Raw genomic sequence first — 12,913 nt, 5'->3', positions numbered from 1 at the left:
GATCTCAGCCGGGAAGTTCGAACACCAGCGAGGTCCAGTGCACCCCGGCACGGCCGTGCAGGTCGGGCCGGTGGCCGTGGTGCAGGAGGCGCAGGCCGCAGGCGGCGGCGAGGTCGGTGGTGTGCTCGGGCGGGAGGTCGACCATGTGGCGGCCGGGTGGGACGGGGCCGTGGCGGACGGTGAGGGCGAGGCGGCCGCCGGGGGTGAGGAGAGCGGCGAGGTTGGCCATCGCGGGCGGGCGGTCGGCGGGGGTCAGGTGCATCCACACCGCGGTGAGCAGCACGAGGTCGTAGCGCTCGCCCTCGGCGCGGAGCAGCGGGAGCCCGGGCAGCGCGTCCGCGATCCAGCGGAGGTCCGCGCCGGGGTGCAACCGTGCGCCGACGGCGCGGAGTTCGGGGGTCGGTTCGACGGCCACCACCCGGTGGCCGAGCGCGGCGAGGGCGGCGGCATCGCGGCCGGTGCCGGCGCCGATGTCGAGGACGGCGGCGGGTGGCGCCGGGTAGTGGTGCAGCAGTTCGCGGTGGACCTCGGCGAAGCTCACGCTCTCGTACTGGACGGCGAGTTGTTCGGCCTCTTCGCCGTAGCCCGCCGTGCCGGCCGGGGTCGCCGTGCCGGCCGGGGTCGCCGTGCTGGCCGGGATGGCCGGGATGGCCGGGGTGGTCACTCGGCCTCCCGGACGACCACCGCGTCCCCGGCGGCGGCCGCCGCGGCGAAGAAGTCCCGTAGTTCGCGCAGGTCGTTGACGACGGCGGCGGCCCAGGCCTCGGACCAGGGCGTCGGGTAGCCGAGGTCCTCGACGGTGCGGGCGAGCACGGTGTCCTGTTGCCGGACCAGTTCGCCGAGCGCCGAGCCGCGCAGGAAGGCGGAGGCCGCCGTGACCTGTTCGGGGCGCAGCACCGGCATCGCGGTGCCGGGTTCGCGCCGCGCCCCGCCGTAGACGGGGAGCCGGGCGGCCGGGTCGGGGTGCAGGCCGTTCTCGGTGAGCGCGAGTTCCATCAGGACGGCGGTTCGCCGGACGCCGAGGGCGAGCCCGGCGGCGGCCATCCGGTCGTACCGGCCGTCGCGGTGCCGGGGCACGAGGTCGCCCAGTTCCGCGGCCGAACAGCTGTCCAGGGCCTGCCCGGGCAGACGACACCAGAAGTGATCCACACTCACCCGCTCAGCCTAACGGTGCCGGGACCACTGCGGAGCCTGCGTTCAGGCCTCGCCGGGGTGCCAGGCGGGCCACTCCCAGGGGCGGTCGGCCCACTGGACCCGTTGGGGGTCGTGCGGGTCGAGGTCGGGGAAGAGCTGGTGGACGCGCGGCTCGAACTCCTCCGGTGCGAGCGGCTCCCAGCCGTGGCCCTCGAAGTGGACGAGGCGGTAGCGGCTGTCGGTCCGGAACTCGGCCACCTCGACCAGGGGCGCGGACGTGCTGTTGGTCTCCATGACCCCAAGCATGTGGTGCGGTGGCAATCAGCGCCCGCTCAGACCCCTCTTCCGGGTCATGTCCCGGCGTCGGCGCGCTCGTTGAGCACCGGAAAGGTACGCCGGGGGGCCGCGGGAAGGACGAGCAGATGACTGGGCAGCCCACCGGAGGGCAGTGGCAGTGGCCGCGGGACGCGTGGCAGCCGCCTCCCGTCCCGATGACTCCTCCGCCTCCGCCGCCCCCACTGGCCCGGCCGCCGCGGCGTTCGCGCAAGGCCTGGGCGGCCGCGGCGGTCGGGACGGGTGCGGTGCTGGCGTCGGTCCTGGTGATGTGCGGGCCGGGCTCGGGTGACGACCTGCAGGTGACGGCGATGCCGGGGGCCTCCCCGTCCGTCTCGGACCCGGCCTCCGGCCCGGCCTCGGACCCGGCCGCTCGGCTGCTGCCGGTCTCCCCGCCGCCCGCCACGCCCGCGCCCTCGCCGCTGCCGGCCCCCGTCCCGGCCTCCGGCGCCACGGGCGGGCCGGGTGACGCGAAGACGGCGGAGACCGCGGCCCCCACGCCCGAGGCCGGGGCGGCGGACGCCCAGCACGGCTCTGCGAGTGCGCGGCCGAGACCAGGCCACAGCCCGCACGCCACGGCACCGGCCCACGGGGCGTCGGGCGCGCCCGCCCCGGGTGGCCCGGGGGCGGGCGCGGCGATGCCGGGCGTCGGCCCGGGCACCATCTGCGACCAGGCCGAACGCGTCGGCCGCTGGCCGGCCGGCTCGGAGCAGGCCCGGCTCTGCCGCGGCGTCTACGGCTGAGCCGCCGAAGCACCGGAAGCCCCCCACTAGAAACCGCCGGACGCCCCGAGCACCCCCTGGTCCAGCCGGGGCGCCAGCACCCGCGCCAGGGTGTCGGTGATGTGCCCGGTGTCCCGGTACAGCACGACGCCCTCCAGCACGGCCGGGCAGGAGGGTCCGGTGCCGGGGCAGAGCAGCGGGCCGAGGTCGAGGGGCCGGACGCCGTACCGGGCGGCGAGTCCGCCGTCGAGCATCGGGTCGGGCTCGAAGGCGGTGTCGCGCGGGAAGGAGCAGGCGTCGGAGCGCCCGTCGGAGGCGGCCAGGCAGGTCGGGATGTCCTTGCCGGGCATCGGGGTGTCGCCGAGGTAGGCGAGCGGGGTGCCGAGCGCGGTGAGCCGGTCGAGGGTGCGGGTCCAGCCCTCGGTGCGTTCCTCCTGGCTGCCGTAGCGGTTGAGGCCGGCCATCAGGACCAGGCGCGGCTTGGGCCCGGTGGCGAGCCGGGTGAGGGTGTTCTCGCGCCAGCGGTCGCATTCGTCGAAGGTTCGGCCGAGGACGGTGTTGCGCACGGTGAGGGTGGCCAGCGGGCAGCCGGGCTTGACGAGGACTTCCAGCGCCCAGTGCCGCTGGTCGGCCATGGCGAGGGCGGCGGATATCCACTGGCCGGCGTGGGAGTCGCCGAGCAGCACGATCCGGTCGGGGCTGTGCTCGGTGCCGAAGAGGCAGCGGGGGCTGCTGTCGGCGTTGAGCGGGATCTCGCAGCCCTTGCCGGGCGGGAAGTCCTGCCGGGCGCGGGCGAGCGGGGGTGTGAGGGCGAGCACCCGGGTGCCGGGGGCGAGCAGGCCTGGGCCGTCGGCGGCTCCGGCGGGGGCGGCCGTGGGTCCGGCGGGGGCGTCGCCGAGGGCGCGTACGGTGCCGCCGCCGAGGGTGAGGGCGGCGATCAGCGGGATGGCGAGGGCGCTGGCGCCGACCGCGAGCCCGCGCCGGGGCGCCGGGCTGCTGCCGTACCGCAGCGGCTGTTCGACCAGCCGCAGGGTGAGCCAGGCGGGCAGCGCGCTCGCCGCCGTGAGCGCGACCAGGACGGGCCAGGGCAGGGCGCCGTACCGGGCCTGGGCGATGGTCAGCACCGGCCAGTGCCAGAGGTACCAGGTGTAGGAGAGGCGCCCGGCGGCGCGCAGCGGACGGGTGGCGAGCAGGCGTCCGGCGTCGACGGCGCGCAGCGGGCCGTGTCCGGCGAGCAGGACGGCGGCGGTGCCGAGGACGGGCAGCAGGGCGGCGGCGCCGGGGAACGGCGTGTCGCGGTCGTAGCGGGCGATCGGGGCGAGGACGGCGGCCAGGCCGAGCCAGCCGAGCAGCCGCAGTGCCCACCGGACCCACGGCACCGGGCTCCGTTCGGTACGGGGGCCGAGCGCGCCGCCGGCGAGGGCCGCGCAGGCGCCCGCCGCGAACTCCCAGAGCCGGCTGCCGGTGGAGAAGTAGGCGAGCGGCGCCGAGGTGTGGGTCCAGCGCAGGCAGAGCAGCAGCGAGAGGGCGCCGATGGTGACGGTTGCGAGGGTGATCGCGAGGGTGCGGAGCCGCCCGTGCAGATGGCGGGCGAGGCCGAGCAGCAGGATGCCCCAGAGCAGGTAGAACTGGTTCTCCACGCCGAGTGACCAGAAGTGCTGCAGCGGGCTGGGGTCGCGGTCGGCGGCCAGGTAGTCGGTCTGCTGGCCGACGAAGCGCCAGTTGGCGTACTGGCCGGCGACGGCGATCAGGTCGCGGGCGAGGTCGGTGCCGCGCAGCGGGTCGAGCAGCGCGCCGCCGGCGGCGGCGGTGGCGACCAGGACGGTGGCGGCGGCGGGCAGGATGCGCCGGGCCCGGCGGGCGGCGAAGTCCCACAGGCCGAGCGGTCGGGCGAGCAGCAGCCCGGTGATCAGGTAGCCGGAGATGACGAAGAAGATGTCGACGCCGACGTAGCCGCCGGTCAGGCCGGGTACGGCGGCGTGGAAGGCGAGGACGGACAGCACGGCGATGCCGCGCAGCCCCTCGATGTCGGGGCGGAAGGCGGTGCGCCGGCGGGGTGGCCCGCTCTCGGCGACGGTGGCGCCGGTGACGACGGTGGCGCCGGTGACGCCGGTGACGGCGGTGGCGCCCTTCGGGGCGGCCGGTTCTCGGTCCACCCGGACGACCTCGGGCAGCAGGTCGTCGGCGGTGGCCGTGGCGGGTCGGGACGGTGCGTTCGAAGGCGGGACGGCCGTTGACACGGCGGCGCTCCTTGCAGGCTGGCAGCGGTGGTCGGGCCGCCGGGCCGATGGGGCGGCCGGGCGGAGTCCGCGCCGGTGGGGCGACGCGCAGTTGAACTCAACAGACGGAATGAAAGCGCGACTTGGCGGAACGTCAGAAGATCAGCGGATCGGCCCAGCCCGACGCCAGCAGCCCGCAGAGCAGCAGCACGGCGGTGACGGCGACGGCTTCGGCCCGTCCGAACCCGAGGTTCGAGCGGCCCCGGGCGGGCGCGGCGATCTCTCCGACAGCGACGCCCTTGCCGCCGTCGGCCCCCTTGCCACCGTTCGCACTCTTGCCGCCGTTCGCACCGTTCAGGAGCGGCCACAGGGCCCTGATCAGCGGGATCATGGTGTACGCGGTGAGCGCCAGCAGTGCGGCGAGCGCCCAGTACGGCCGCCAACCGTGCAGCAGTGCGGCCCGGACGAGTCCGGCGGCGCCCGCGAGGACGACGAATCCGAGCCAGCCGACCCCGATCCGGGCGACGGCACGGGCGAGTGAACTGCCGCCCGACACGGCGCCGGTGGGCACCCAGTCGGCGGAGCGGCGGCGCAGTGCGTGCGCGATGGCGACGATGTGGCAGAGCCCGCCCAGGAGTTGGACCCGGGTGACCTCGAAGCGCCAGCGGGTGCGGGACATCGCGGGCAGCAGCACCAGGGCGACCCAGATCGGCGGCAGGAAGGGGAGCACCTGCCAGGGGGCGATCTCGGCGGGCCGGAAGAACAGCATGATCAGGGCGGGCAGCGGTACGGCGAAGACGTTCACGGCACTGGTGACGTAGCCGAGGATGCCGTTCCAGAAGCAGAGCCGGGCGGACTTCGACAGCGGACCGCGCCGGAAGCCGGGGTCGCGGACGAGGGCGAGGGAGCCGAGGCACCAGCGGTACTGCTGGCTGATGAAGGCGGGCAGGCCGGTGGGCGACATGCCCTTGGCGACCAGCGCGGGCACGTAGCGGGTGGCCCAGCCGGCGCGGGCGAGGGCGAGGCCGGTGTAGAGGTCCTCGCTGTGGTCGATCTCGGCGAAGCCGCCGATCCGCTGCAGGGCGGCGCGCCGGTAGAGGGCGTTGGTGCCGCAGCAGACGGTGCCGTCCTGGGCGTCCCGGGAGGGCTGGATCCAGCGGTAGAAGATCTCCTGGGTGGCTCCGGCGGCGCGTTCGAGCCAGGACATGTCGGCGTCGGTGTCGAAGCACTGCGGGCTCTGGACGATGCCGACCCCGGGGTTGTCGAGGTAGGGCACCAGGTGGTGCAGGAAGTCGGGGCGGGGGCAGAAGTCGGCGTCGAGGACGGCGATGATCTCACCGCTGCCCTCGGCCAGCCCGTGGTTGAGGTTGCCGGCCTTCTTGAAGCGGCCGCGGTCGGGGCGGGCGCGGTACTGGAAGCCGTAGGACTCGGCGAGTCGGCGGACCTCGGGGCGGTCGGCGTCGTCGAGGACGAGGACGGTGAGTTCGCCGGGCCAGCGGACGGCGGCGGTGTGGCGGTAGGCGTTGTCCAGGACGGCCAGCGGTTCGCCGGCGGTGGGCAGCAGGAGGTCCACGCCGGGGTGGTGGGCGGGCTGCCAGGCGCGCATCAGCAGGTCGTGCGAGTCGCGGGTGTAGCGGCGGGCGCGTTGGCCGTCGGTGAGCGAGAGCAGCCAGGTGGCCGCGTTGAGGACGGTGAGCAGGAGGAAGGGCCAGAGCAGTGGCTTGCTGAGGGCGAACAGGCCGAGGGTGGCGGTGGCTCCCGCGTAGGAGAGGGTGGCGCAGAGCAGCACCCAGCGGCGCTGCGGGCCGAAGTACCAGTAGAGCTCCTCGTCGTCGGGCGGGCGGGGCAGTCGGAGGTCGGGGTCCGGGGGCGTCGGGCGCGGACCGGCGTCGGGCGCGGGCATGGCGGTGCCATGGAGTGCGGGCATGCGGAAATGGCCCCCCTGGGCAGCGGACGGAACGTGGCCGTTCGCCCTCAGCTTCTCACATTGGCCTAGACCAATCGTGAACGAGGTATGACATCTCCGCATCGCCCCAGCTCGGCGACTTGACGCCGGATCACCTTCCGGAACCGGGCCGCACCAGCCCTGACCGACGCCTCCGACCGACGCTCCGACCGACGCTCCGACCGACGCCTCCGACCGACGCTCCGACCGACGCCTCCGACCGGCCCGTCAGGAGGCCTTCAGCTCCTTGCTCAGGTGCTCGAACCGGAGGTCCGGCCGCAGTGGGATGCCGAAGCGCTCGTCGCCGTACGGGAAGGGGCTGAAGGCGCCGGTCCGCCGGTAGCCGCGCCGCTCGTACCAGGCGATCAGGTCGGCGCGCTGCGTGATCACCGCCATCTCCATCGCGCCGACGCTCCACTCCTGGCCGGCCACCCGCTCCGCCTCCGCCAGCACGGACCGGCCGACCCCGCCGCCCTGCAGGCCGGGGCGCACCGAGAACATGCCGAAGTAGGCCTTCCCTCCGCGCCGCTCCAGCTGGCAGCAGGCGACCAGTTCGCCGTCGCGCTCGGCCAGCAGCACCAGCACCCCGGGGTTGCCGATGGCCTCGGTGAGGGCCTGCGGGTCGGTCCGCTGCCCGCCGAGCAGGTCGGCCTCGGTGGTCCAGCCGACCCGGCTGGCGTCGCCCCGGTAGGCGGACTCGACCAGCTCGACCAGCGCCGGGACGTCGGCGGGCGTGGCGGGGCGGAAGGCGGGCTCCCCGATGGGCCGGGCGGTGCCGGTGGCGTTGTCGATCATGGCTGGTCCTCTCCTCCGTGCCGGGTGCCGCCCGTACGGCAGGCACCTCGGCATCGTGTCACAGCCCGCGGCCCGCCCCCGGGGCCGCCGATCGGCGAAGACCACCGGGAGGACCGGGACGGCCAGGACGGTCAGGACGCGCAGGACCGGCAGAACCAGCAGGACCGGCAACCCGCGTTGCCGGTGGTGGCGGTCCGGCACCTGGGGCGCCGGTTCAGGATGTGGTCCGAGATGCCTGGCGCTGCTGGCGGGTACATCGCTACTCTGCCGTACGGCCGGGCCAACCCCCGGTCGTACCAGGCCTCTTGGGCCGCACGCGCACACCGGATCAGACCCGTCCGTACCGGATCAGAGGAGTGCACATGCCCCGCTCTTCCCGCGCCGCCCGCACCGCCTGCGCCACCGGGCCCGACAGACCGGCCCGCCCCCGCCGCCTGCCCGTCCGGTCTGTCCTGTCCGTCCTCTCCGCGCTCGCCGCCACCACCGCGCTGGTCGCCGGCGCAGCCGCCCCAGCCGCCTCCGCCTCCGCCTCCCCCATCGCCCCGACCGTCGAGGGCCGACCCGGCTTCCACCCCGACCGCGACTTCGCCGGCTCCACCGTCGCCGCCCACGAGGGCCGCGGCGCCGCGCCCCTCGCCTCCCTCGCGGTCACCCAGACCCCCGGGCTGGACGTCGCCAGCTACCAGGGCAACGTCAACTGGTCCTCGGCGGCGGCCAACGGCGCCCGCTTCGCCTACGTCAAGGCCACCGAGGGCACCGGCTACACCAACCCGTACTTCGCCCAGCAGTACAACGGCTCCTACAACTCCGGCCTGATCCGCGGCGCCTACCACTTCGCGCTGCCGAACAGCTCCTTCGGCGCCACCCAGGCCAACTACTTCGTCGACCACGGCGGCGGCTGGTCCGCCGACGGCAGGACCCTGCCGCCGGCCCTGGACATCGAGTACAACCCCTACGGCGCCACCTGCTACGGCCTGAGCCAGAGCGCCATGGTCAGCTGGATCCGCTCCTTCAGCGACACCGTCCACTCGCGCACCGGCCGCTACCCCACCATCTACACCACCACCAACTGGTGGACCCAGTGCACCGGCAACTACGGCGGCTTCGGCGCCACCAACCCGCTCTGGATAGCCCGTTACGCCTCCACCGTCGGCACCCTGCCGAACGGCTGGGGCTACCAGACCTTCTGGCAGTACGCGGACTCCGGCACCTTCCCCGGCGACCAGGACTACTTCAACGGCGCGACCGACCGGCTGAGCGCCCTCGCCCTGGGCTGACGGCGCTGACGGCGCTGACGGAACCGACAGCGCCCACGGACACGACGGTCGGTGCGGGGGCCGCCGCGGCGGTCCCCGCACCGACCGGTGGGGACCGAAGAGAACCGAACAGGAGCGGGTCTACAGCGCCTTGAGGCCGTCCAGCAGCTGCTGCCCGCCGGGGCTGCCGAGGCCGGTGCACGGATCCCAGCCGGGCCCGGAGGCGTAGGCGCCGTTGCTGCCCTGGGTGACGTCCCGCAGGACGCCCGTCGCGAACTTCGCGTACAGCAGCGGGTTCAGGAAGCCGACCGGGGCGCCGAGCCCCTCGTTGATCCGGGCCAGCAGGGCGGACCACATCGGGGCGGACGCGCTGGTGCCTCCGACCACGCCGAAGTGCACGCCGTCCACGCTCGGGACGACCACACCCGTCACCGGGTCGGCGAGGGCGGACACGTCCGGGTCGCCGCGGCCCGCCGCGAACGGCGGGTTGACGGACGGCGGGACGTGGGCGTCATTCTGGTAGGGCGGCACCGGGAAGACGGCGCTGATGCCGCCGCCCGTGCGGCGGCCGGGGCCGTCGTCCCAGACGGTCTCGACGATCGCCCCGTGGTTCAGCACCAGCCGGGTGCCGCCGATGCCGAGCACGTGCGGGCTGGAGGACGGGAAGTCGGCGTGGGCGCGCTCGTCGAGGACGTCGTCGCGGGAGCCGTCGTCGCCCGAGGCGCAGCAGATGCTGATGTTCTTCTCCGCCGCGTTGGCGAAGGCCGCGTCGGCCCGGGCGACCGCTGCCGCGGTCCACCGGCTGCCGAGCACCGGTTCGGAGTTTCCGTAGCTTCCGGAGATCACCGAGGGCCGGTTGACGGTGTCGTTGACGATCCTGGTGATCACCTTGACCCAGCCCTGTTCGGTGAACTTGCTGAAGTACACGACGATCTTCGCCTTGGGCGCGAGGGCACCGACGACCGCCAGGTCGAGCATGATCTCGCCGCTGGAGTCGGGCGAGTCGGGGTCGGAATCCTGGCCCGGGTCGTTGCCCGTGCTGCCGACACCCGGGATCACGACGTTGCTGATGTCCGGCATGGGCAGATTCAGGACGTTGACGAAGTAGTTCCGCAGTGCGTCGATCGAGTAGCCCCCGGAGGGGACGCCCGGTGGCGTCTCCCCGTTGAAGGCGAGCACGGCGATGCACTGCCCGGCGCCGTCGGTGCCGGCGGGGTAGGCGTACGGGGCCTCCAGGTCCGTCGGGAAGAAGGTGCCCGGCGGCTTCTGCAGCGTGGTGTGCGCCGCCTTCGCGATACCGTTGGCGGCCCGCCGGAGCAGCAGGCGGTCGCCGATCGGCCGGTCGTCCAGGCCGAACACGCAGGTGACGATGTCGCGCAGGTCCGCGGGTACGTGGATCTGGCCTTCCCGGCCACGGTAGACCCGGGGTCGGTCGTTGGCGTCCCGGTAGCGGTAGCGGGCCAGGGTGACCCGGAAGGCGTTCGCGACGTCCTCGGTGGTCCCGGTCAGGTCGATGCTCCGGGCCGCCGCGTTCTCGTCGGAGACGGCGAGCCGGTGCTCGGCGGCGAAGGCCTCGACGGCCTTCAGGTCGGTGTCGCGCCAGCGGTGGGTGGCGGCGTACTCCTCGTCGGTGGGGACGGTGCGGCGGCTCGGCGGCTGCAGCGCCAGCTCGTACACGTTCGGCCGCTCGGGCGCAGCGGGGTCGCGCCGCAGGTAGACGGTGACGGTGAGGGGAGCCCGTGGGTCGGCCGGGCCGATGACCCGCGCTCCGCGGAGCGGAACGCGGGAGCTGTCCGGCAGCGCCACGTAGGGGGTGGTCGGGGTCGACATGATCGCTCCAGCGGTCGGGGGTTCAGCGCCGGGAGCCTCGCGACGGTGGGTCGTGTGCTTTCGACTGCTTTCGGCTGTCCGTGGACGGCGGACATTTATGCCGTATACGGACAGCGTCCGCCGCACGGCGCGCGCAGTCAAGGGGCGCCGCCCCCGGCTGAAAACGGGGGCGGCGCCTTCAGGAGCTTCGGTTGCTGCGGTGCTCAGGTACTCGGGTGCTGCGGTGCTCAGGTACTCAGGTGCTCAGGTACTCGGGTGCTCAGCCCTCGATGCGGTGCTGGCTCCAGAAGGAGGTCAGGTCGACGGTGGTGGCGGCCTGGGCCGCGGCCTTGAACTCGGCGGTGGTGGACACCCCGTACCAGTGCGCCTGCGCGTAGCTGCGCAGCAGCGTGGTCATCGCGGTGTCGCCGATCGTGCGGCGCAGGTCGTGCAGGGCGCACTTGCCGTAGCCGTAGACCACGGTGGAGTAGCGGGAGGAGTTGGCGTCCCAGTACGCCATCGAGTTGGTGATCTTCTCCGCCGACGAGGCCCAGGAGACGCTGTTCCAGCAGCCGTTGCCGGTCTTGCCGAGGGCGAGATCGGTGGCGTAGTCGGTGAAGGCCTCGTCCAGCCAGGGGCCGTTGTACTCGTCGTCGCCCACGATGCCGTACCACCACTGGTGGCCGATCTCGTGGGTCAGCGCCGTGGTGCTGACCAGGTCGAGGACGAAGCCCGGGTACTCCATGCCGCCGAACCAGAAGTTGTTGTCGATCACCGCGTCCAGTTCGCCGTACGGGTAGGCGCCGAAGCGCTGGGCGTGGGCGTCGACCGCGGAGGTCGCGGTGGAGAGCATCGACTTGGCGTCCGCCGCGCTGATCCCGGCCACCGAGTAGACGTTGACCTTCACCCCGGCCTGCGAGGTGCCGGAGACCACGGTGAACGGCCCGGCACCCCAGGCGAAGTCGCGCACCTTGCTCGCGGTCGCCTTGGTCACGGTCCGCCCGGCCGTGCCGGGGGTGTCCACCGAGGTGCCGGTCGCGGGGACGAGCAGGCTCGTCGGGTGGTCGAGGGTGACGGTGAAGTCCGCGGCCACCGAGTAGAAGGACTCGCCGTTGTTGGTGTACGGGTCGAGGTGCCAGCCGGCCGCGTCGCGGATCGCCAGGACGGGCAGGGCGTTGCCGAGGAAGTTGAACGCCCCGTCGCGGCCGAAGCGGTCGGCGCCGCTCGGCACGGTGATGCCGAGGTCGAAGCCGACGGTTCCGCTCTGGCCCTGCGCGAGCGGCGCCGGCAGGGTGATCTTGAGCGCGGTGCAGTTCACCGAGAGCGGGGCGGGCGTGCCGCCGGTCACGTTGGTCACCGTGATCGGGGTGCTGGGGCAGCTGCCGTGCCAGTTGTCCCAGAGCCGTAGGTAGACCTCGTTCAGCGCGGTGGGCGAGGCGTTGGTGAAGGTCACGCTCTCGTGCCCGGTCCAACTGCCGCCGGAGGCGTCGCTGGTGAGGTTGACGGTGTAGCCGGGCGCGGCCGGGGTGCGGGTCGGGTCGCCGGGCTGGGGCGGGGTGGTGCCGCCGGAGGCGTCCAGGGTGACGTCGTCCAGCACGAAGCTGGTCTGCAGGCTGGAGTCCTCCGTCCCGGTGAAGGCGAGCGTCGCGGTCTGTCCGGCGAAGGCGGAGACGTCGACGGTCTTGTGCACGTACCCGTCGCGGGCGTCCAGGTTGGAGTAGGTGGCCAGGGTGGTGGAGCCGAGTTTGACGGTCAGTTTGTCGTAGGCCGTGCTGGTGGTCGTCTCGGCGGTGTCGACGTGCAGCCAGAACCCGAGCGTGGCGGTGCCGCACCCCGCGGGGAGGGTGACGGACTGCGAGAGCGTGTCGGTGTGGGTGGAGCCGTAGCCGTCGAGCCAGGCGTAGGAGCCGCCGGAGTGCGCGCTCTGGCCGGTGTCGGAGGTGATCGCGCCGCTCGGCGCCGTCCAGGGCGAACTGCCGGACTCGAAACCGCCGTTGGCCACCACCTGGGCGGCTGTGCAGTCCGCGGCGCTCGCCACATTGGGGGTGGCGAGCGCCGTGAGGCCGGCCGCCGCGAACAGCGCGGCGCCGGTCAGGGCATGCAGGAGTCTTCTCATCGGAACCTCTCGTGGGGAGCGGGCCGGGAGCAGCAGCGTGACAGCAAACCCGCGCCTTTGAAAGGGTCATGCCAGCGCACCGGCCTCCACCTCCGAGGGGCCGTACACGCAGGATCAGCGCGGGTCGACCAGCTCCGGGGCGAAGACCGTGCCCAGCGGCTCCGGACCGATGTACTGCTGGCAGTTGCAGCGCCGCGCCTCGTACTGCAGCGGGCGGCGGTCGGCGTCCCAGGCGGTCGGGGCCTCGACGTCCTCGTGACAGCGGCCCTGCTTGTCGTGCTTGGCCAGGTGGTGGGTGCAGCCGCAGACCGGCTCCGGCGCGCGGTTGGACGCCTCCAGCGCGGCCTGCCGGCGCTCGGTCGCGGCCAGCAGCTCCATCTTCCGCTCGTGCCGCACCTTCAACGCCTGCCGGGCGTCCTTGACGATCCACCCGCTGCCGTACAGGACGACGGGCAGCACCCACCACATGTTGAGCACCTGGTCCACTGACTCTCCCCCGATCGGGCCGATACCAGCCGCTGATCATACTGCTGACCAGCACTTACCTGGCCCCCGCCGAACGACGGGCCGCAACGGACGACCGG

At 73.8% G+C, this 12,913-nt stretch carries 11 protein-coding genes; 2 read left to right on the top strand and 9 right to left on the bottom strand.

Features of this window, described 5'->3' with window-relative positions:
- Nucleotides 1–4 precede the first annotated feature (4 nt).
- Genes CRP52_RS30450 through CRP52_RS30440 form a run of 3 tightly spaced genes read right to left on the bottom strand, consistent with a single transcriptional unit; the run spans nucleotide 5 to nucleotide 1,428 of the window.
- Nucleotides 5–664 carry a class I SAM-dependent methyltransferase gene (locus CRP52_RS30450; RefSeq protein ID WP_257032929.1) on the bottom strand — a complete coding sequence of 220 codons (660 nt, stop codon included), beginning with the start codon at nucleotides 662–664 and terminating at the stop codon, nucleotides 5–7.
- A complete protein-coding gene (locus tag CRP52_RS30445) occupies nucleotides 661–1,155 on the bottom strand; it encodes a hypothetical protein (protein ID WP_143685861.1) in 495 nt (164 codons plus the stop codon). The genes CRP52_RS30450 and CRP52_RS30445 overlap by 4 nt, the downstream gene beginning before the upstream one ends.
- Before the next feature lie 42 nt (nucleotides 1,156–1,197).
- Nucleotides 1,198–1,428 carry a hypothetical protein gene (locus CRP52_RS30440; RefSeq protein WP_097239318.1) on the bottom strand — a complete coding sequence of 77 codons (231 nt, stop codon included), beginning with the start codon at nucleotides 1,426–1,428 and terminating at the stop codon, nucleotides 1,198–1,200.
- A 128-nt stretch (nucleotides 1,429–1,556) separates the two neighbouring features.
- Between CRP52_RS30440 and CRP52_RS30435 the strand changes: the two genes are divergently transcribed.
- Nucleotides 1,557–2,210, top strand: coding sequence for a hypothetical protein (locus CRP52_RS30435; protein WP_143685860.1), 654 nt, complete (start codon nucleotides 1,557–1,559; stop codon nucleotides 2,208–2,210).
- A gap of 26 nt (nucleotides 2,211–2,236) precedes the next feature.
- Here CRP52_RS30435 and CRP52_RS30430 read toward each other — a convergent pair whose 3' ends face one another.
- From CRP52_RS30430 to CRP52_RS30420, 3 genes are all read right to left on the bottom strand, one after another.
- Nucleotides 2,237–4,429, bottom strand: coding sequence for an acyltransferase family protein (locus tag CRP52_RS30430; protein WP_218893135.1), 2,193 nt, complete (start codon nucleotides 4,427–4,429; stop codon nucleotides 2,237–2,239).
- Nucleotides 4,430–4,562: 133 nt separating this feature from the next.
- On the bottom strand, nucleotides 4,563–6,335 hold the full coding sequence (locus CRP52_RS30425; RefSeq protein WP_306458900.1) for a glycosyltransferase family 2 protein: 1,773 nt from the start codon (nucleotides 6,333–6,335) through the stop codon (nucleotides 4,563–4,565).
- Between the two features lie 246 nt (nucleotides 6,336–6,581).
- On the bottom strand, nucleotides 6,582–7,148 hold the full coding sequence (locus CRP52_RS30420; protein WP_097239316.1) for a GNAT family N-acetyltransferase: 567 nt from the start codon (nucleotides 7,146–7,148) through the stop codon (nucleotides 6,582–6,584).
- 362 nt (nucleotides 7,149–7,510) lie between these two features.
- Here CRP52_RS30420 and CRP52_RS30415 point away from each other — a divergent pair, with 362 nt between their 5' ends.
- Complete coding sequence (locus CRP52_RS30415) at nucleotides 7,511–8,425, top strand: lysozyme (RefSeq protein WP_097239315.1); 915 nt, start codon at nucleotides 7,511–7,513, stop codon at nucleotides 8,423–8,425.
- A 120-nt stretch (nucleotides 8,426–8,545) separates the two neighbouring features.
- On the opposite strand, the gene CRP52_RS30410 is transcribed toward CRP52_RS30415, so the two are convergent.
- The 3 genes from CRP52_RS30410 to CRP52_RS30400 all read right to left on the bottom strand — a co-directional run bounded on the left by CRP52_RS30410 (nucleotide 8,546) and on the right by CRP52_RS30400 (nucleotide 12,797).
- On the bottom strand, nucleotides 8,546–10,234 hold the full coding sequence (locus CRP52_RS30410) for a S53 family peptidase (protein WP_097239314.1): 1,689 nt from the start codon (nucleotides 10,232–10,234) through the stop codon (nucleotides 8,546–8,548).
- Between the two features lie 259 nt (nucleotides 10,235–10,493).
- Nucleotides 10,494–12,329, bottom strand: a complete 1,836-nt coding sequence (locus tag CRP52_RS30405; protein WP_097239313.1) for a M1 family aminopeptidase — start codon at nucleotides 12,327–12,329, stop codon at nucleotides 10,494–10,496.
- A gap of 114 nt (nucleotides 12,330–12,443) precedes the next feature.
- Nucleotides 12,444–12,797 carry a hypothetical protein gene (locus CRP52_RS30400; RefSeq protein ID WP_097240459.1) on the bottom strand — a complete coding sequence of 118 codons (354 nt, stop codon included), beginning with the start codon at nucleotides 12,795–12,797 and terminating at the stop codon, nucleotides 12,444–12,446.
- Nucleotides 12,798–12,913: the final 116 nt, after the last annotated feature.

The organism is Streptomyces sp. 1331.2 (genome assembly GCF_900199205.1).
Taxonomy (GTDB): Bacteria; Actinomycetota; Actinomycetes; order Streptomycetales; family Streptomycetaceae; genus Kitasatospora.
The sequence above is the reverse complement of the archived record's forward strand: the minus strand, read 5'-3'. Positions and strand labels throughout refer to the sequence as shown.